The sequence below is a fragment of the Microbispora sp. NBC_01389 genome (genome assembly GCF_045040095.1).
Lineage (GTDB): Bacteria > Actinomycetota > Actinomycetes > Streptosporangiales > Streptosporangiaceae > Microbispora.
Genome location: NZ_CP109552.1, coordinates 5084446 through 5105252, shown reverse-complemented (window position 1 = coordinate 5105252; position 20807 = coordinate 5084446). Strand labels below are relative to the sequence as shown.

5 protein-coding genes are annotated in these 20807 nt (G+C 74.9%); 3 read left to right on the top strand and 2 right to left on the bottom strand.

Going from position 1 to position 20807, the window contains the following annotated elements:
* Nucleotides 1-102 precede the first annotated feature (102 nt).
* Together OG344_RS23020 and OG344_RS23015 are read left to right on the top strand one after the other, a co-directional pair.
* Nucleotides 103-1890: a condensation domain-containing protein gene (locus tag OG344_RS23020; protein WP_405084839.1), complete on the top strand. Its 1788-nt coding sequence runs from the start codon at nt 103-105 to the stop codon at nt 1888-1890.
* On the top strand, nt 1887-15089 hold the full coding sequence (locus OG344_RS23015; RefSeq protein ID WP_405084838.1) for a type I polyketide synthase: 13203 nt from the start codon (nt 1887-1889) through the stop codon (nt 15087-15089). The genes OG344_RS23020 and OG344_RS23015 overlap by 4 nt, the downstream gene beginning before the upstream one ends.
* Before the next feature lie 56 nt (nt 15090-15145).
* On the opposite strand, the gene OG344_RS23010 is transcribed toward OG344_RS23015, so the two are convergent.
* Nucleotides 15146-16153 carry a LuxR C-terminal-related transcriptional regulator gene (locus tag OG344_RS23010; RefSeq protein ID WP_405084837.1) on the bottom strand — a complete coding sequence of 336 codons (1008 nt, stop codon included), beginning with the start codon at nt 16151-16153 and terminating at the stop codon, nt 15146-15148.
* 652 nt (nt 16154-16805) lie between these two features.
* Here OG344_RS23010 and OG344_RS23005 point away from each other — a divergent pair.
* A complete protein-coding gene (locus OG344_RS23005) occupies nt 16806-19589 on the top strand; it encodes a helix-turn-helix transcriptional regulator (protein ID WP_405084836.1) in 2784 nt (927 codons plus the stop codon).
* A gap of 123 nt (nt 19590-19712) precedes the next feature.
* Here the strand turns inward: OG344_RS23005 and OG344_RS23000 are convergent, their stop codons facing one another.
* The gene (locus OG344_RS23000; RefSeq protein WP_405084835.1) at nt 19713-20729 is read right to left on the bottom strand and encodes a LacI family DNA-binding transcriptional regulator; all 1017 of its coding nucleotides are present in this window, start codon (nt 20727-20729) and stop codon (nt 19713-19715) included.
* Between the last annotated feature and the right edge of the window lie 78 nt (nt 20730-20807).

Below are 20807 nucleotides of genomic sequence, written 5' to 3'. Positions count from 1 at the left end.
CGACAGATGTGGAGATTTCCCCAATAGGCCGCCGGCCGCCCGGTGAATACCCTCCGTGTGAAATTCATCGATCCCCCGAGCGCTGGGTGTTCAGGAGGCGGCATGGGTGGCCTGGTATTCACCGAACGCATTCACGTGAAATTCGCCGGGGGACGCGCGGTGGAGGCGCCGCTGACGCTCGGGCAGATCAACACCCTCGAATGGCTTGGCGACGACACCCGGGCGGGGCTCTACCGGATGATGGAGTGGGCCGTCACGGTGCCGGACGGCACCACCCTGCGCGACGTGACCGACACCCTCGCGGTCCTGGTCGAGCGCCACGAATCGCTGCGGACCTCCTTCGTCACCGGCGACCGGCGGCGCCAGGTCGTGTCGGGCTCCGGTCAGGTGGCCGTCGACGTGTACGAGACCGACGCCGCCGCCGGCTCGCCCGTCGCCCACGAGGAAATCACCGACCTCATCGCGGCGCTCCAGGCCGCACCCGTGGACGACGTGGCGGACTCGCTGTTCCGGGCCGCCGTCGCCATGCACGACGGCGCCATCCGGGTGGTGCTCATCGCGTGCAGCCACCTGGCGGTCGACTGCGAGAGCCTGGCCGTGATCGTCCGGCAGTTCAACCAGCTGATCCGCGACCCGGACGAGCGCCACGCCGGGCCCCTCACGCACCAGCCCGCCGACCAGGCGATCGTCGAGCACTCCGCCCGCGGCCGGCGCCGCGCCGAGGCGTCCCTCCGATACTGGCGGCAGCTGACGTCACGGATGCCGCAGAGCCTGTGCGCCATGCCCCGGCCGGTCGGCGGCGACGAGCGCGAGGTGCAGCACGACTACGCGGTGCCCTCCTCCGGCGGCGAGGGGCAGCCGCTCGGCTGCTGGCTCGACTCGCCGGCGCTGCGGCTCGCGCTGCCGCACATCGCGGCGCGCACGCAGACCACGCTGCCCATGGTCCTGTCGGCCGCGTTCTGCGCGGTGCTCTCCTGGCGCACCGGCGTCTCTGACCTGGTGTTCGCGTCGCTGGCGAACAACCGGATCGGCAGGGAGATGCACGACTACGTCGGCACCCTGGCGCAGGACAGCCTGCTCGCCGTCGACGCCGGCACCACCAGCTTCGACGAGCTGGTCCGGCGGACCGGCGGCGCGACGCTCCGGGCCGCCATGCACGGGCTGTACGAGGTCAGGCTGCTCCAGGAGCTCCAGGAGGAGATCGGCGACCGCCGGGGCACCCTGTTCCAGCGCGACTGCGCCTCCAACATCAACATCTTCTTCGACGGCGAGGTGCGGCCGGCCGGGCCGCCGGAGGCGGCACAGGAGGCGCTCTCCCGGACCGCCCTCCGCTGGCACATCCCGCCGTACTTCCGGGTGCTGCTCCTGATGCGGGTCATCGACTCCGACGGCGAGCCGCTGCTCGGCCTGACCACCGGCCACGCCGACCTGATCCCCGCGGCCGAGATCGAGTCGCTGCTGCTCGGGATCGACCGGCTCCTCGCCGCGGCCGCCACCGGAGACGTCGATCTCCGCCGGATGACCGAGATCACCGGGCTGACGCCGGTCGTCCGCGGCCCGGAGTGGCTGCGGATGGACAACTGCTGGGTCGAACTGCCGGAGGTGCAGGCGGTGGTCGACGAGGCCGTGCAGGCGCCGGCCCGGGTGTTCGCCGAGCCGGGCGACGACGGCCGTCCGGTCCTGACCGCCTACGTCGCCGCGGGCGGCCCGGTCCGTACGCCCCGGGAGGCCCACCGCGCCTGCCTCGGCCTGCTGAACGGCCGCTACTCCGCGATGGCGCCCGGCCGGTACGTGATCTGCGCCCGCGCTCCCGAAGACACCGGCGACCCGGCCGCCTGGCGCCGCCAGCCCGTGCTCGCCGAGGGCGACGGCCGGGAGGCGCAGCGATGAGCCACGCCGAGCCGATCGCCGTACTCGGCCTGGCCTGCAGGCTTCCGCAGGCGCCCGACCCGGGCGGCTTCTGGCGGCTGCTGCGGACGGGCACGGACGCGATCACCGATCCGCCGCCCGGACGGCCGGAGGCCGGGCCTGGGCATCGGCCCGGCGGGTTCCTCGACCGGATCGACGAGTTCGACGCGGAGTTCTTCGGGATCTCACCGAACGAGGCCGCGGCCATGGACCCACAGCAGCGGCTCATGCTGGAGCTCGCCTGGGAGGCGCTGGAGAACGCCCGGATCGCGCCGACCTCGATCAGGGACCGCCAGGTCGGCGTGTTCGTCGGCACGATGTCCGGCGACTACGGCACGGTGCTCCACCGCGACGGGCCGCAGGGGATCACCCGGCACACCCTGACCGGCTCCAACCGCGGCGTCATCGCCAACCGGATCTCCTATCACCTCGGCCTGCGCGGCCCGAGCTTCGCCGTGGACAGCGGCCAGTCGTCGTCGCTGCTGGCCGTACACCTCGCCTGCGAGAGCCTCCAGAACGGGGAGGCGGAGCTGGCCGTCGTGGGCGGGGTCAACCTGAACATCGCGCCCGAGAGCACCGTCGGCGCGGAGCGCTTCGGCGGGCTGTCGCCCGACCACCGCTGCTTCACCTTCGACGCCCGCGCGAACGGATACGTCCGCGGCGAGGGCGCCGCGGCCGTCGTGCTCAAGCCGCTGCGCCGCGCCCAGGCCGACGGCGACCGGATCCACTGCGTGATCCTCGGCAGCGCCGTCAACAACGACGGGAACGATCACGGGAACACCGGCGCGCTGACCGTCCCGAGCCGTGCGGCGCAGGAGCGAGTGATCGAGCTGGCGACGCGCCGCGCGGGCGTCGGCCGCGACGAGGTCCAGTACGTCGAGCTGCACGGCACCGGCACGCGGGTCGGCGACCCCATCGAGGCGGCCTCGCTCGGCGCGTCCCTGGGCGCGGGACGGCCGGACGGCGACCGGCTCGCCGTCGGCTCCGCCAAGACCAATGTGGGCCACCTGGAGGGCGCGGCGGGAATCGTGGGGCTGCTCAAGGTGGCCCTCAGCCTCGCCCATCGGGAGCTCCCGCCGAGCCTGAACTTCGTCACGCCCAACCCGGAGATTCCGCTGGACCGGCTGGGCCTGCGGGTCCAGACCGAGCTGTCCCCCTGGCCGCGGCCCGACCGGCCGCTGGTTGCAGGCGTGTCCTCGTTCGGCGTGGGCGGCACCAACTGTCACGTCGTGCTCGGCGAGCCCCCGGCGGTGCTCCCGATCGACCCCCCGGTGACGCGTCCGGCGGACCCCCCCGCAGAGCGCCCGGCCGCGCGGGCCGCCACCACCGGTGACCTGCTCCTGCCGTGGGTGCTGTCCGCGAAGACCGGGCAGGCCCTGCGGGCCCAGGCCGGACGTCTCCGCGAGTTCGCCGAGGCCGACCCCCACCCCGGGACGGCGGACGTGGCGCGCTCGCTCGTCGTGACCCGGGCCTCCCTGCGGGAACGCGCCGTCGTCCTGGCCTCCGATCAGCCGGAGTTCCTGACGGGTCTCGCCGCGGCGGAACAGGGCGATTCCGCCGGTGACCTCCTGCGCGGCGGCGCCGACGACGAGGGCACGGTGGTCCTCGTGTTCCCCGGGACGCCCGAGGACGTCCCCGGCCGGCTCGCCGCGGCGGCCGGGCTGCTGGACTCGGCCACCCCTCCCGGGCGGACGTTCCGCCGCCACCTGGAGACGTGCGCGACGGAGGTCGAGCGGCGCACCGGCTGGTCGCCGCTCGACGTCCTGCGCGGCGCGCCCGGAGCACCCGCCTCCGACGCGCCGGAGGTCGCCCGGCCCGTGTCGTGGGCCGTCGCGGTGGCGTTCGCCGCGACGTTGCGCTCCTTCGGCGTACGGCCCGGCGCGGTCGTCGGCCACCTCGACGGTGAGATCGCTGCCGCCTGCGCGGCCGGTCTCCTGACCCCCGCCGAAGCCGCCGACCTGATCACCCGCACCGACGCCGCACGTCCTCACCCGGCCGGCCCGCCCGGCGCGACGGTGCCAGACGCCGGCGAGACTCCCTGCTACTCGACGTGTACGGGCGGCAGGCTCGACCGGGCCTCGGTCGGTGGCGCCCTTGGCGCCGCGCCAGCCGGCGATTCTGACCGGCTCGGTTCTCTCGTCGACGCCCTGGCCCGCGAGGGCCACCGGGTCTTCGTCGAGGTCGCCACGCGACCCCTGCTGACGGGCGCGATCGACTCCGCACTCACCGCCATGCCCGACGCCGACGAGACGAACGGCGGCGTGAGGGGCTGCACTGCCCTCGCTGCCGGGCCGGACCGTCTCGGGGTGCTGCGTTCGGTGGCCCTGGCTTATGTCCACGGGGCCGATGTCGACTGGCCCGCCGTGATCGGGGACGAGGCGGCCCTGGTCGACCTGCCGACCTACGCCTTCCAGCGCACGTCGCACTGGATCACCCCGATCGCCGCCGGGGCGTCGGAGCCTGCGCCCGCCAGGGCCGCCGGGGCGTCGGAGCCTGCGCCCGCCAGGGCCGCCGGGGCGTCGGAGCCTGCGCCCGCCAGGGCCGCCGGGGCGTCGGAGGCGGCGCCCACCCCCGCTCCGGCCCCCACCCCCGCTCCGGTCCGCTCCCCCGCCGTGGTCGCGACGCCGGAGCGGGCGGACGACGGCGCCGCGTGGCGGCGCAGGACGGCCGGGCTGCCGGAGGCCGAACGGCGTCAGGCGGTGGTCACGCTGGTGCGTACGCAGGTCGCCGACCTCCTCGGCCACGCCGCTCCGGAGGCCGTCGGCATGCGGCAGACCTTCGGCGACCTCGGCTTCGACTCCCTCACCGGCGTCGAGCTGAGCCACCGCCTGAGCGCCGCGACCGGGCTGCGCCTGCCGGAGACGCTGGTCTACGACCATCCGACGCCGGTCGCCCTCGCCGAGCACCTGGTCGCCGAGGCGCTCGGCCAGGAGGGCGAATCGGCGGACGCCCCGGCGAGCACCGCGACGGCCGGTACGACGACCGCCGCGACCGCCTCCGCCTCCGTCGCCGCCGCCGACATCGACGCCGACGATCCGATCGCCGTGGTGGCGATGGCCTGCCGGTACCCCGGTGGCGTACGGTCCCCCGAGGACCTGTGGCGGCTGGTGGAGTCCGACGTCTGCGCGGTGTCCGACGTACCCGCCGATCGCGGCTGGGAGGTCCCCGCCGTCGGCGGCTTCCTGGCCGACGCGGCGGGCTTCGACGCCGACTTCTTCGGCATCTCGCCGCGCGAGGCGCTGGCCATGGACCCGCAGCAACGGCTGATGCTCGAAGTCACCTGGGAGGCCCTGGAACGGGCCGGCATCCCCGCCGCGACGCTCGCGGGCGGCGACACGGGCGTCTACGTCGGCGCGATCCCGCAGGAGTACGGCCCGCGCGGGCACGAGGGACCCGACGAGCTCAAGGGCTACCTCATGACCGGCGGCACGGGCAGCGTCATCTCCGGCCGGATCGCCTACACCCTCGGCCTCGGCGGCCCCGCCGTGACCGTCGACACCGCCTGCTCGTCGTCGCTGGTCGCCGTCCACATGGCCTGCCAGGCGCTGCGGCTGCGCGAGTGCGGCATGGCGCTGGCCGGCGGCGTGACCGTGATGGCCTCTCCCACGATGTACACCGAGTTCGGACGGCAGCGCGGGCTCGCCGCCGACGGCCTGTGCAAGCCGTTCGCCGCCGCGGCGGACGGCACGAGCTGGGGCGAGGGCGCGGCGCTGCTGGTGCTCGAACGGCTGTCCGACGCCCGCCGGAACGGCCACCCCGTCCTGGCGCTGGTCCGCGGCAGCGCGGTCAACCAGGACGGCGCCAGCAACGGGCTGACCGCGCCCAGCGGCTCCGCGCAGCGGCGGGTGATCCGGGCCGCCATGGCCGCCGCCGGGCTCGGGCCCGCGGACGTGGACGCCGTCGAGGCGCACGGCACCGGCACCTCGCTCGGCGACCCGATCGAGGCCGAGGCCCTGCTTGCCACCTACGGCCGGGAGCGGCCCGCCGACCGGCCGCTGCTGCTCGGCTCGGTGAAGTCGAACATCGGTCACTCCCAGGCCGCCGCCGGTGCGGCGGGGGTCATCAAGATGGTCATGGCCATGGGCGCGGGCGTCCTGCCGAGGACCCTGCACGTCGACCGGCCCACCCCCCGGGTGGACTGGTCCTCCGGCGCCGTACGCCTCCTGACCGAGGCGACCGGCTGGCCGGACGCAGGCCGTCCGCGCCGTGCGGCGGTGTCGTCCTTCGGCATCAGCGGCACCAACGCGCACCTCATCCTGGAGCAGGCCCCCGCCGCCGCCCCGCCGGAGACCGCGCCGCCGACAACCACACCGCCGACAACCACACCGCCGACATCCACCCATGCGGACGACGAATCTCCCGCGACCTGGCTGATCTCGGCCAAGACCGAGCCGGCCCTCCGGGCGCAGGCGCAGCGGCTCAGGGACCACGTCGCCGCCCGCCCCGGCCTCGACGCGAACACCGTCGCGGCAGCCCTCGGGGCGGGCCGTACGGTCTTCGAGCACCGTGCGGTGATCACGGCGGCGGGCCGGGCGGCCCTGCTGTCCGGCCTCGGCGCGGTCGCCGCCGGCGAGGCCGCGCCCGGCGTGCTGCGCGCGACGGGCGGGACCGGCCGGACCGCCTTCCTGTTCGCGGGGCAGGGCAGCCAGCGACCCGGAATGGGCCGTGAGCTGTACGAGGCGTCCGAGGTCTTCGCGGCCGCGCTCGACGAGGCCTGCGCGCACCTCGACCCCCACCTGGACCGGCCGCTGCGCGACGTCATGTGGGCGCCGGCCCGGTCGCCCGAGGCGGAACTGCTCGGCCAGACCCGCTACACCCAGCCCGCGCTGTTCGCCCTGGAGACCGCGTTGTACGCGCTGGCCCGCGAGCGCGGCATCACGCCGGACTATCTCATCGGCCACTCGATCGGCGAGCTCACCGCCGCGCACGTCGCGGGCGTGCTGTCGACGGCCGACGCCGCGACGCTGGTGACCGCCCGAGGGCGGCTGATGCAGGAACTGCCGCAGGGCGGTGCGATGGTGTCGATCCGCGCCGCCGAGGACGCCGTACGCCCGCTGCTCTCCGGGCATGAGGAGAAGGCCGGCGTGGCTGCCGTGAACGGCCCGGCCGCGGTCGTCGTCTCCGGCGACACCGACGCCGTGCTCGACGTCGCGCGGCGCTGCGAGGAGCTGGGGTGGGCGACCCGGCGGCTGAACGTCAGCCACGCCTTCCATTCCCCGCACATGGACGGCATGCTCGGCGACCTCCTCGACGTCGCCGCCGCCCTGACCTTCCGGCCGCCCGCGATCCCCGTCGTGTCGAACCTCACCGGCCGGATCGCCACTCCGGAGGAGCTGTGCTCGCCCGCGTACTGGGTGCGGCACGCGCGTGAGGGGGTGCGGTTCCTCGACGGCGTCCACCGGCTCGCCGAACAGGGCGTCACCACCTATCTGGAGCTGAGCCCCGACGCCGTGCTCGCGCCGCTCGCCCGGACCACCCTCGCGGCCCTGTCGCCCACGCCCGACCCGGCGCCGGAGTTCATGCCAATCATGCAGCGCGGGCGTCCGGAGGCCGAGACCGCCGACCGGGCCGTCGCCTGGGCACGCGCTCGCGGCGCTGGGGTGCCCCCGCACGCGGGTCGCCTCGGGTGGGCGGCCGCCTGCGCCGACCTGCCCACGTACGCCTTCCAGCACCGGCGCTACTGGCTGACCGCCACGCCGGGCACGGGCGCGCCCGGCTCTGACCCAAGCGCAGCGCGGCCGTCCACGGCCGCGCCCGCGGAGACGCGCTTCTGGGCCGCCGTACGCAGCGGGGACACCGGCGCGGTCGCCGACACGCTCGGAGTCACCGGCGCGGACGAGCGGTCGTCACTGGGCGCGGTCGTCCCGATCCTGTCGGACTGGCACCAGCGGCACCGCGAACGGGCGGTCGCCGACGGACGACGCTACCGCGTCGCCTGGCGGCCGATCCCCGTGACGGCGGCCCCCGCCCCGCGCGGCGTCTGGCTCCTGGTCGTCCCGGCCGGGTACGCGGACCACGAATGGGTGACCGCCTGCGCGGACGCCCTCACCGACGGCGGCGCCGACGTCCGTACGATCACCGAGGTGGGCGGCGAGGTCGGCCGGGACGTGCTCGCGTCGCGGCTGCGCGCCGCACTGGGTCACGAAACCACAGGCCACTCAACCGCGGGTCACGGCACAGCGGGTCACCAAGCGGCGGGGGTGGGCGGCGTGCTGTCTCTCCTGGCGCTCGACGACCGCCCGGACCCGCGCCACGCCGAGATCTCCGGCGGCCTGTCGGCGACGCTGACGCTGGTGCAGGCGCTCGGCGACGCCGCGCTCGACGCGCCGCTGTGGTTGCTGACCCGCGGAGCCGTCGGCACCGGCTCCACGGACCCGGTCGAAAGCCCCGCACAGGAGCAGATATGGGCGATCGGCCGCTCCGTCGCCCTGGAACGCCCGCGCTCGTGGGGCGGGCTGGTCGACCTTCCGGCCGACACCCGGTCCGCGCCTCTCCTACGTACGGCCCTGAACGGGCCGGGAAACGAGGAGGAGATCGCGATCCGCGCCGCCGGGCTGTTCGGTCGCCGGCTGGTGACGGCGTCGCGGCCGGCGTCCGCCGGCGAACCCTGGCGCCCGCGCGGGACCATCCTCGTCACCGGCGGCACCGGCGGTCTGGGCGCCCACGTCGCCCGATGGCTGGCCACCGGCGGCGCGGAGCACCTGGTGCTCGTCAGCCGCCGGGGCAGTGCCACACCCGGCGCCGAGGCCCTCGAAGCGGAGCTCACCTCGCTCGGCGCCGCCGTCACCATCGCCTCCTGCGACGTGGCCGACCGCGCCGCGCTGGCCGATCTGATCGACGCCGTGACCGCCGAGCACGGCCCCATCCGGTCGGTGTTCCACACGGCGGGGGTCGGGCGGCGCGTGCCGATCGAGGATCTCACCGCGGGTGATCTCGCGGAGGCGTGCTCGAAGGCCGCCGGCGCCGCCAACCTCGACGACCTGTTCGGCGAGACCGCGCTGGACGCCTTCGTGCTGTTCTCCTCGATCGCGGGCGTCGGCCTGTGGGCCACCACCGGCCAGGCCGCGTACGCGGCGGCCAACGCCTTCCTCGACGCCCTGGCCGAGCGGCGCCGCGCCCGTGGCCGCACCGCGACCTCGCTCGCCTGGGGCCTGTGGGCCGGGCCGGGGATGGGCGCGGACGCCGCGTTCGCCCGCCACCTGCAGCGGCACGGCGTCGAGGCGCTGCCGCCCGAGCAGGCGATGGCCGCGCTGCGGTACGCGCTGGACGACGACGAGACCTGCGTGACCATCGCCGACATCGCGTGGGAGCGGTTCGTGCCCCCGTTCACCGCGGCGCGGCCCCGTCCGCTGCTCGACGACCTGCCCGCCGCACGGGAGGCGCGGGAGGCGCTGGGCTCTCCGGGGGGCGACCCCGGCCGCGCGCCCGGAACGTCCGGCCAGGGGCTGCGGCAGGAGCTCGCCGTCCTGCCCGCCGCCCGGCGGCGACCCCGGGTCCTGGACGTGGTGCTGGGTCACACGGCGGCGATCGTCGGCGAGTCCGCGGAGGGGGTCGACCCGCGCAGGCCGTTCCGCGACCTCGGGTTCGACTCCCTGATGACCGTCGAGCTGCCGGAACGGCTCACCGCCGCCACCGGCCTGGCGCTCCCCGCCACGCTGGCGTACGACCATCCGACCCCGGCCGCGGTCACCGACCTCCTGTTCGCCCAGCTCACCGGCGCGTCCGAGCGCGTCGCGCGCCCGGCCGCCACCGCCGCGCCCGCGCCGGTGGACCCGGACGCGGACCCCATCGCCATCGTCGCCATGGCCTGCCGCTATCCGGGGGGCGTGCGCTCCCCCGAGGACCTGTGGGACCTGCTGATGTCCGGCGCCGACGCGCTGTCGGAGTTCCCCACCGACCGGGGCTGGGATCTGGACCGGCTGTACGACCCGGACGGCGAACGGCCCGGCACGTCGTACACGAACCTCGGCGGCTTCCTCGACGACGCCGGGGAGTTCGACCCCGCCTTCTTCGACATCAGCCCGCGCGAGGCCGTCGCGATGGACCCGCAGCAGCGGCTGTTGCTCACGCTCGCGTGGGAGGTCATGGAGCGCGCCGGGATCGACCCCGCCGCCCTGCGGGAGAGCGACACCGGTGTCTTCGTCGGAGCGTCGTCACACCAGTACGGCGGCAACGGCACGCACGTTCCCGACGACGTCGCCGGTCACCTGCTGACCGGCACCGCGGCGAGCGTGAACTCCGGCCGCGTCGCGTACGGCCTAGGCCTGCGGGGACCGGCCCTGACGGTGGACACCGCGTGTTCGTCGTCGCTGGTCGCCGTACACCTCGCCGGTCAGGCGCTCCGCTCCGGGGAGTGCGGCATGGCGCTGGTCGGCGCCGCCACGGTGATGGCCACCCCGACCGTGTTCACCGAGTTCAGCAGGCAGCGCGGGCTGGCTCCCGACGGCCGGTGCAAGCCGTTCGCCGCCGCCGCCGACGGCACGGCCTGGAGCGAGGGCGCCGCGATGCTCCTGCTCGAACGGCTCTCCGACGCGACCCGCAACGGCCACCGGGTCCTCGGCCTCCTGCGCGGCAGCGCCGTCAACCAGGACGGCGCGAGCAACGGGCTGACCGCGCCCAACGGCCCGGCGCAGGAACAGGTCATCGCGCAGGCACTCGCCGCGGCAGGGCTCGGCCCGGCCGAGGTGGACGTCGTGGAGGCGCACGGCACCGGCACCGCGCTCGGCGACCCCATCGAGGCCAGAGCGCTGCTCGCCGCGTACGGGCAGGACCGGGACGCGCGGCCGCCGCTGCTGCTGGGATCGGTCAAGGCCAACATCGGGCACACCCAGGCGGCGGCCGGAATGGCCGGGATCATCAAGTTGGTCATGGCGATGCGGCATGGCGTGCTGCCGAAGACGCCGCACGTCGACCGGCCCACCCCGCACGTCGACTGGTCCTCGGGCGCGGTTCGCCTGGTGACCGAGCCGACCGCCTGGCCCGGCACGGGCCGGCCGCGCCGCGGAGGCGTCTCGTCGTTCGGCATCAGCGGCACCAACGCCCACGTCGTCATCGAGCAGCCCGCACCGCGGGAGACGCCGGAACCCCTGGACGGAGATCCGCCGTCCCACATCCCCGGAGCGAGTACGGAGACACCGGCGCTGGTCGCAGCACGCGTGGAGACACCGGCGCTTGTCGCAGCACGCGTGGAGACGTCGGCGCTTGTCGCAGCACGCGTGGAGACGTCGGCACCTGAGTCCGTCTCGGCGCGCACGGAGGCGCCGGCGCCGGCGCCCTGGTCCGTCTCGGCGCGGACAGAGATGGCGTCGCCGGCGCCCTGGCTCGTCTCCGCTCGCACGGAGACGGCGTTGCGGGCGCAGGCGGCCCGGCTCCGCGACTTCGCCCGGCGTCACCCGGAGCTCCCCCTCGACGACGTCGCCCACGCGCTCGTAACGACCCGGCACGCGTTCGAGCACCGGGCCGCCGTCACCGGCCGGACCCACGCCGAGGTCGCCGAGGCGCTGGATCGGCTCGCCCGTGGCGAGGACCATCCCGGCCCCGTCCCCGCCGTCGTCCCCGGCAGCGTTCCCGGCAGTGTCACCAGGGTGGTCCAGGGCGTCGCGAAGGCGGCACGGACCGCGTTCCTCTACCCCGAAGGCACCGGGCTGGTCAGCACCGGGCCGATTCACCCCGGGCAAACCGACAGCGGGCAGACCGGCAGCAGGCAGACCGGCAGCAGGCAGATCGGCAGCAGGCAGACCGATAGCGTGCTCGGGTTGTACGAGGCGTTCCCGGTGTTCGCCGCGGAGTTCGACGCCGTCTGCGGCGTGCTGGACGCCCATCTGGACACCCCCCTGCGCGACGTGCTCCGCGCCGCCCCAGGCTCCCTCGGGGACGGCCGCTCCGCCCACGCGTACGCGGCCCGGTTCGCGGCCGACGTCGCGCTCACCCGGCTGCTCGAATACTTCGGGGTCACGCCCGAGTTCGTTCTCGGGGCCGGGAGCGGCGAGCCGGCCGCCGCGTACGTCGCCGGCGCTCTCTCCCTCACCGACGCCGCGGCCCTGGCCGTCGCCCTGGGCCGGTTCGTGGGACGGCTCACGGGACGGCTCACGGGACAGGTCGCGGAACGGGGCGGCGAGCGGACCGGCGAGGACGCGGACGCGGCGCTGCGCGAGGTCCGTGCGGTCGTCGGGCGCACCCGGTTCAGCGAGCCCGCCATTCCGATCGTCCACGGCCCGACCGGGGGATTCGTGACCGCCGACGCTCTGGCCGACCCCGAGCACTGGACCCGCCGGGACACCACCGGAACATGGGACGGCACCGGAACATGGGACGGCACCGGAACATGGGACACCACCGGGCTGCTCTTCGACAGCGGGGCGGGTCGTGTCCTCGTGCTCGGTTCCGCCGCGCCCACTGGGATCGCGGTCGTGCGGCCCGGCCTCGGGGCGGCCCAGGGCCTGATCGCCGCGCTGGCCGAGGCGTACTGTCACGGCCGGGCCGTCGTGTGGCGCAACGTCCTGCCCGCCGGGCGCGGCACGGCCGTCGATCTTCCGACGTACGCCTTCGACCAGCGGCGGTTCTGGCTGCCTGCCGCCGGCCGGAGTCACGCCTCCGGCGTCTCGCGGGCCGCGGAGCGCCATCCGCTGGTGGACCAGGCGATCGAACTCGACGACGGCGGCATGCTGTTCACCGGCGGCCTGTCCGCGCGTACGCAGCCGTGGCTCGCGGACCACGAGGTGCACGGCCGCGTCGTCGTGCCGGGTGTGACGTTCCTGGAGCTCGCCGCGTGGACGGCCCGGCAGGTCGGGTGCGCGGAGGTCGTCGAGCTGACGCACAAGGCTCCTCTGATCGTGCCGCCCGACGGCAGGGTCGAACTGCAGCTGCGGGCCGGACCCGCCGGCCCGGCTGGGCGGCGGGAGTTCTCGCTGCGGTGCAGGGGCGAGGCCGAGGCTCGCGGGCGTCCCTGGTCGCAACTGGCCACCGGCGTCCTCGGCCCGGCCGGGCCCGGCGGCGTCGCGTCGTCGCCGAGCGGGCCCGCGAGAACGGACCGGCCCGCCGGCGTCCCCGACGGCGCGATCCCGATCGAGGTCGGGGACTTCTACCAGCGGTTCAACGACCGGGGCCACTACGGATGGGGTCCGGTGTTCCAGAGCGTCCGCGCCGCCCACCGGCACGGCGACGACCTCTACGTCGAGCTTCGGCTGCCCGAGGACCGGCGCCTGCATCCCGGCCTGTTCGGCCCGCATCCGGCGCTGCTCGACGCGACAATGCACGGGCTCGGCCTGGACGGCACGCCGGAGCGGCTCGTCGACCTGGTCGCCGATGCCGGAGACGGCACCCCCGGCGGCACCGGCGGCACCGGCGACGACACTGGGCGGCCGCGCATCCCGTTCATCTGGAACGGGGTCGCCCTCTCCGCACACGGCGCGCGTGAGCTCCTGGTCCGGATCTCACCGGCCGGCCCGGGAGCGGTGTCGATCACCGGGTGGGACGAGACCGGCCACCCGGCGGTCGTCGTCGAGTCGCTGCATCTGCTGCCCATCGCGCCGGAACGGCTCGGGCGTACGGTCGGCCGCCGCGGGGCGTTGTACCGCGTCGCCTGGCCCGTCGTCGAGACGCCGCACGAGCCGCCGTACGAGAAGCCGTACGAGAAGCCGTACGAGAAGCGGGGACTTGTGGTCACGGTGCCCGACGGCGATCTTTCCGCCGCGTGGGCGGCGGTCGCGACGGACGGGGAGCCGCCCGCCGCGGTGGTCGTGCCGCTGCCGTCGGACGACCACACGCCCGCCGCCGCGCGCCGCGCGACCCGCCGCACGCTGGAGCTCGCGCAGCGGTGGCTCTCCGACGACGCTCCCGCCGGCGTACGGCTGGTCTTCCTCACCCGGCACGCGGTGGCCGCCCTGCCCGGCGACCCGGTCGAGGACCTCGCCAACGCCGCGTCCTGGGGCCTGATCCGCTCGGCCCAGGCGGAGAATCCGGGCCGGTTCGCGCTCGTCGACGTCGACCGGGCGCCCGCGTCCCAGGACGCGATCGCGGCGGCGGTGGCCACCGGCGCGCCGCAGATCGTCATCCGCGACGGCATACTCCACCGTCCCGAGCCGGTGCAGGTCCCCCTGATCACGGGCCGGGCCGGACGGCGCATCGATCCCGGAGGCACGGTGCTCGTCACCGGCGGCACCGGCGGCCTCGGCGCGCTGCTCGCCCGCCACCTCGTCACCGAGCACGGCGTACGCCACCTGATCCTGGCGAGCCGCCGGGGCGACGCCGCGGCCGGCGCCCGCCGGCTCGTCGCCGATCTGGCCGGCCTCGGGGCGGAGGTCAGGGCCGTCGCCTGCGACGTCGCCGACCGCGGCGCCGTGGAGGCGCTGCTCGCCGCGGTCCCGGCGGACCACCCGCTCAGCGCGGTCGTCCACGCGGCGGGCGTGCTCGACGACGCCGTGATCACCGCCATGTCCGCTCAGCAGGTCGATGACGTCATGCGGCCGAAGGCCGACGGCGCCTGGCACCTCCACGAGCTCACCCGCGGGCTCGACCTGGACGCCTTCGTGCTGTTCTCCTCCGTGGCGGGCGTGCTCGGCACCGCGGGCCAGGCGAACTACGCGGCGGCCAACAGCTTCCTCGACGCCCTCGCCCGCCACCGCCACTCGCTCGGGCTTCCCGCGACGTCGCTCGCCTGGGGGCTGTGGGAGTCCGACGGCATGGGCGGCCGCCTCGGTCACGCCGATCTGGAGCGGATGCGGCGCGCCGGGATCACTCCGCTGTCCGTCGAGGACGGGCTCGGGCTGTTCGACGACGCGCTCGCCCTGGCGGAGCCACTGATCGTGCCGGCCGATCTGGACCTCGCGGCGACGCGTACCGGAACCGTGACCACGCCGGAGGCCGCGGCCGCGCCGGACGTCATGGCCGCGCTGCCGCCGTCCGGTCTGTCACCGGACGAACGCGACGCGCTCCTGCTCGACCTCGTCGTCGGGCAGGTCGCCGAGGTCAGCGGGCACGCCGCGGACTGGATCGAGCCGAACGCCACCCTGTTCGAGCTCGGCCTGGACTCGCTCATGATCGTGGAGTTGCGCAACCGCCTCGCGGCCACCAGCGGGCTGGCCCTGCCCGCCAGCATCGCCTTCGACCACCCGACACCAGCGGCGCTCGTCGACCACCTGCGGGACCGGCTGGCCGGAGACCGCGAACCGGCGGGCGCCTGATGTCACAAGGGTTCCCGATGTCACCAGGACGTCCGATGCCGTACGGGCGTCGGACGTCACGAGGTCGGGGCGTCCGCCCAGATGCCGGGCTCGGGCGCGGGATAGCGGAACCAGCCGCGTTCCGCCGCCCGTGCCCCGGCCTGGAACCGGCTGCGGGCGCCCAGCCGGTTCATCAGGTCGGCGGTGATCCGGCGGCAGGTCCTGGTGGAGATCCCGAGTTTGCGGGCGACCGCCTCGTCGGTGTGCCCCTCACACAGGAACCTCAGCAGCTCGCGCTCCTGGTCGGTGAGACCGTCGCGGTCGCGGGTGCGGGACGCGCCGAAGTCCCGGCCGCGTTCCCACATCAGGTCGAACAGCGTGCGCATCGCCATGACCATGCCCTCGCCGCGGACCAGCACCGCGCCCAGCGCGACGTGCTCGGGATCGACCGGGACCATCGCCACCTCACGGTCCACGATGATCATCCGGATCGGCAGCACCGGAAGGGTGCGCACCCGGCCACCCAGCCACGTGAGCCGGCGGGCATGGCCCGAGGTGACCGGATCCCGGTCGATGGTGTCGAGGAAGAGGGCGCGGACGGCCACCCCGCGCTCCAGCATCTGCTCGTCCAGCATCCGGCTCGCCGTGCTCTCGGCGGACGGCGTGCCGACCGGCGTCAGGGACAGGAACTCGTGGCGGGCGTCGCGGGCGAGCTGCACCAGCCGCTCACGGATCGCGTCGATGTCCGCGAGGCGTTCGAGGACGTCTCCGGACGCGTGCCGGGTGATCGCGTACTCGGCCTCCAGCACGGCGATCGCCGCCCGGCTCTCCGCGATCCGGTTCTGCCGGTGGACCAGCTCGGCCTCCTGGTGCTTGATGAGGGCTTCCAGGGCGATTCCCGGGCTCACCGGGCACAACACGCCCGGGTCCTCCCGGGACGGCCGGAGCAGCGAGAGCCGTCGCAGACGGTCCAGCGCGGCCCGGACGTCGTCCTCGCCCAGGGCCAGCCGGAGGGTCAGATCGGCTACCGTGCTGCCGGGATCCGCCAGAATCGTCAGGTAAACCGACTCGCTGGCATTATCCAAACCGAAACCCTGCAGCACACTGTTGCGGCAAGCCTGCGAATCCACACGCCACCTACCTCGTACACCGCATATCGCCGTACCGCGTCACTTGGTAGTTATGCGGCCCAGCACTCCCCGGCGGCCTGCCAGGCATCGTCATATTAGAGCCGGTCCGCCGAGCCGTCCCGGTGGCGTCCGTTGCCATCTGGTTTGGCAACCGTCCGTCCCACGAAGACGGCGACCGGTCTCCGACGGGAAGTCGTCAAACGCTCACGCAGCGTTGACCCACCTGTGCGGTGGTGCGGTTTTGGGAAGTGGTGACGGCGGACCGGCCCGGATTTCTTCCGCCCGTAATTCGATTCCCGGGGATTCGCGCCGGGTCCGACCGGCCCGGCACGCCCGCGCCCGCCTCGATCGACGCCCTGGTCCGTGGGCTCCGACAGAGCAAGCGCCCAGAGTTTCGGCGCCGGCCGTCACCTGACAACATCCTGCCAGGACACGTGCTGCCAGGCGGGAGCCCCTGACAGAGAGCGACAAGCTTGGGAAAATCGTGGGAGCGCTCCCACGATGCGCATCCAATTAACCGCCGATTGTTCCGCACCCGCGCCCGAATATCTATTGATGCGCATTCCGACCAGTGTCCGACAAAAGTGCGAGGCCATGGGTGAAGGATATGAGTGTGCCGCCGCAACGCTATCCGGCCTTTGACAACAGGCCGGTCATCGCGGCCCCTGCGCCACCCCGGCCGGTCAGCCCGCTTATCGGACGGGAGTCGCAATGCCGGGAGATCGAGGCCGCGGTCCAGGGCCTGTCGCAGGGCCGCCCGGCCTTCCTCGAAATCAGCGGAGATCCCGGAACCGGCAAGACCGCGTTGCTCGCCGAGGTGGTCCGCATCGCACGGGAGGCGGAGATCGCGGTGTTCGCCGGACGGCCGCAGCCGGTGGACGGCGACCTGGCGTTCGGCGCGATCGTCGACGCGCTGGACGGCCGGCTCTCCGTCGCCGCGAGCGAACGGCTCCACCGGCTGCCGGCGGCGCAGCGGGACGTGCTGGCGGCCGTCTTCCCCTCACTGGCGGCGGACGCCTCCGCGTCGTCGCCGCCGGACGTCGCGGCGCCCTACCGCGCGGGTCACGCCGTTCGGGCGCTGCTGGAGGATCTCGCGTCGTCCCGGCCGGTCGCCCTCGTCCTCGACGATCTGCATCAGGCCGACGCGGGCACCGTCGACGTGGTGTGCCGGCTGATGTGCACTCCGCCCCGCGCCCCCGTGCTCCTGGCCTTCGCGCATCGGCACCGGCAGGTGTCCCCGCGGCTACGCGCCACAGCCGACTCGGCGCGGGAGGTCGCCCGGCTGCGCCTGGAACCCCTGGCCGAAAGTCACGCCGGGGTTCTGCTCGGTGAGGACCTGCCCGCGCAGGCACGCGGGGAGCTGTATCGGGCGAGCGAGGGCAATCCCGGCTACCTCCGTGCCCTGGCGGACGTGCTGGAGCAGGGCCCGCCCGGCATCGACGAGGCTGACATCGCCCCGGTGCCGCCGTGGTTCGCCTCGGCGCTGGCCGCCGAGGTCGCCCGCCTCTCGGCCCTGGGAGGACTGGTCATCGCCGCGTGCGCGGTGCTCGGCGACCCGATCACCGTGCCGTCGGTGGCCGCGGTCGCGGAGGTCGGCGAGCAGGACGCCTATTCGGCGATCGACGAGATCGCCTCCCACGACCTCATCCGCCTCGTGGCGGGGACCGGGCGGTTCGGGTTCCGGCACTCCCTGGTCCGCCGTGCCGTCTATCACAATGTGAGTCCCGGCTGGCGGCTCGGCGCCCACGCGCGGGCCGCCCGGTCACCGGCCGGCGGCCGGGCGTCCGCCGTCGAGACGGCGCCGCACCTCACGCGCGTCGCCACGCCGGGCGACCGCGCCGCCGTCGCGCTCCTCGCCGCGGCCGCCGACGAGGTCGAGGCCGCGCGCCCGCGGCAGGCGGCTCAGTGGCGGCGGGCGGCGCTCGAACTGCTGCCGAACGACGGGAACAGGCCGGAGGACGGGAACAGGCCGGACGGCCATGACGGGCCGAACGACGGGAACGGGCCGGACGGCGATGACGCGCAGGCCGACAAGAACCAGCGGTCCGGCGAGCGCGGGCAGGCCGCCGTTCGCACCGGTCTGCTGCTGGCGCTCGGCAGAGCCTGCGAGGCGGCGGGCCAGTTGCGGCAGGGCTGCGACGCCCTGGCCGAGGCCCTGCGGCTGATCCCGCCCGGCGCGGGCGGCCGGCGCGCCGTCGTGGCCGCCGACCAGGCCCGCCTTCTGCACGACCTGGGCCGGTCCGGCGAGGCGCGCGCCCTGGTGCGCACCGAGCTGGCGCACGCCCGGGACGAGGCCGATCGCGCGGCCCTGTCGTTCGAACGGGCATGGCTCGAAGTGTCGAGCGGGTCCCCCGGCGCTGCGCACGCCGACGCCGCGCGGGCCGTCCACATCGCCGATCGGCTCGGCCTGCGCCTGCTGGGCTGCGCGGCGCGCGGGATGCTCGCCGTTTCGGCGGTCCTCGCCGGCACGCCGTCCGCGGGGACGTTCGACGACCTTCCCCGAGCCGCCGCGGTCCTCGACGCGCTCCCCGACGAGGAGCTCACGGCGCGCCCGGACGCACCGCTCTGGATCGGGTGGGCCGCTCTCGTGCTCGAACGGCCGCACGACGCGATACGGCATCTCGATCGTGCCGTGGCCGCCGGCAGGTCGGCCGGCAGGCAGGCGGTCGTCAGCCACGCGCTGGTCGCACGCGTCGCGGCGCTGTGTGCCGCCGGCCTGCTCACGGCGGCGAAAGAGAGCGCCGACGAGGCCGTGCGCGCGGCCTGGCTGTCCGGCAGCGCCGCGCTTCACTCCTCGGTGCTCGCGGCGCGCTGCCTGGTCACGGCACGCATGGGCGACCTCGACGCCCTGCGACGCCACCTGGCCGAGTACGGCACGCCCGTGGTCCAGGGCTGGCCCGGAGCGCTCGCCGCCGGGATGGTCGCGGAGGCGAGACCGGCCGCGGGCGGCCCCGGTGGACACCGGACCCTGATCGAAGCGAACGGCCTGACGGCCGGCACGACCGCGGACCTGACCGTGCCGGTGGTCGGATCAGCCGCCGCCGGACCGCAGAGCACCACCGGACTGCAGGGCATCACCGAACCGCACAGCACCACCGAACCGCACAGCACCACCGAACCGCGAAGCACCGCCGAACCGCGAAGCACCGCCGAACCGCGAAGCACCGCCGGGCCGCCCGCCGCCGAGCGGCCGGGCGCGGCCTCCCTCACCGAACGCGAGCGGCAGATAGCCCGGCTGGTCAGCGAGGGGCTGAAGAACCGGGAGATCGCCGACCGGCTCTACGTGACGCAGAAGACCGTGGAGATGCACCTGTCGCGGATCTTCGCCAAGCTCGGTGTGTCCAACCGGGTCGGAGTCGCCCGCACCCTCTACGCGGCACCCACGACCTGACGCGCTCCCCGGCCGAACCGAAGCCCGGCCGAACCGAAGCCCGGCCGAACCGAGGGCCGGAGCACCGCAGCACCGCAGCACCGCAGCACCGCAGCACCGCAGCACCGACAGAGACTGTCGCGCTCAGGCGAGCGGCACGATGGTCGACTCGCGCACCACGAGCCGGCAGGGGTGCGCGTGCCGGCCCGGAGAGGCGGTGCCGTTGATGGCGGCCAGCAGCATCTCGGCCGCCGACCGGCCGAGACCTTCGAGATCCATGTCGACGCTGGTCAGCGGTGGCTGGGCGCCGTCGGTCATCACGTCCCAGTTGTCGAAGCCGACGAGGGCGACGTCCTGCGGGACCCGCCGCCCGGCGGCGCGCAGCGCGTCGCCCACCCCGCGGGCGATCTGGTCGCTGCCGCAGAAGACGGCATCGAACTCCGTCCGGCCCGCCAGCAGGATTCCGACGGCCTGCCGTCCCCACGCCTCGCTCCAGCCGCCGAACAGCGGCGGCGCGACCGGTTGGAGACCTGCCTCGGCCAGCCGTTCCAGCGCCGCCGCCGCGCGCACCCGCGCGGAGTTGTGATGCTCCGGCCCGGTGACGTGGGCGATCCGGGTGCGCCCGACCGCCAGCAGGTGCTCGACCGCCTTCCGCGCTCCGCCCGCCTCGTCGGGGACCACCGAGCAGTCCCCCGGGTCGACGGAACTGATGAAGGCGTACACCACGGGAACGGGCAGGCTCGGGCCGATGGACATGCGCGCCTCGGTGCGCCGGCCGGTCACGATGATCCCGTCGACCCGGCGGCTGAGCAGGGTTTTGACGTAGTACTGCTCACGGATGGGGTCGTCCCGGCCGTCGCAGAGGAAGACCGACATCTCCCCGGCGCCGAGCGCGTCCTCGGCGCCCATGAGGACCGGGATGCTGAACCGGCCGATGGTGTCCGTGGTGATCATCCCGACGGTGTAGGTGCGCCCCGAGTGCAGGCTCCGCGCGCCGGCGTTGGCCTGGAAGCTGAGCTGCCGGGCAGCCTCACGCACGCGCGTCCGGGTCTCCTCGCGCAGCGACCCGCGCCCGTTGAGCGCTTTGGAGGCCGTGCCCACCGACACCCCGGCCAGTGCCGCGACGTCGGCGATGGTGGCGTGACGCTCCGGTCTCCCCACGTTTCCTCCAGTTTCCGGGGACGTTGCCGCAACTCACTGTATAGCGCGATGGAGCCCGGGTAACGCGCCGGAAACGCG

Excerpts from the sequence above, each read along its gene's own strand:
- OG344_RS23020 (WP_405084839.1), top strand. The coding sequence starts at position 103 with ATGGGTGGCCTGGTATTCACCGAACGCATTCACGTGAAATTCGCCGGG.
- OG344_RS23015 (WP_405084838.1), top strand. The coding sequence starts at position 1,887 with ATGAGCCACGCCGAGCCGATCGCCGTACTCGGCCTGGCCTGCAGGCTT.
- OG344_RS23005 (WP_405084836.1), top strand. The coding sequence starts at position 16,806 with ATGAGTGTGCCGCCGCAACGCTATCCGGCCTTTGACAACAGGCCGGTC.